This is a genomic window from Weissella minor (assembly GCF_001437425.1).
GTDB classification, from domain to species: Bacteria; Bacillota; Bacilli; order Lactobacillales; family Lactobacillaceae; genus Weissella; species Weissella minor.
Window position 1 is genome coordinate 1 of the sequence record NZ_JQCD01000016.1, and the last position, 231, is coordinate 231.

The 231-nt window shown below is 33.3% G+C and carries 1 protein-coding gene; it reads left to right on the forward strand.

Annotated features, from left to right (window positions below; all coding sequences use genetic code 11):
• A partial coding sequence (locus IV67_RS09350; RefSeq protein ID WP_162261064.1) for a hypothetical protein occupies positions 1-231 on the forward strand: 231 nt, incomplete at both ends.

Consider the following 231-nt stretch of genomic DNA (forward strand, 5'->3'; position numbering starts at 1 on the left):
ACGTTTTAATCGTGAACATCCAGAAATGAGAAATCACAGAGCAAAAACTTTCAACAAAAATAAACGATTAACAGCGATTCAGGTATATGACAAATACATTGATTATCATCGCCAGGGATTGTCTATTTTTGAAATTGCTAAAAAGTTGAACATGGAAGTTGCTGCTTTAAGACAAATTGTTACTAAAAAGAGTTATGAGGCAGGTTTGGCATATGCTGATCATAGTTTAGC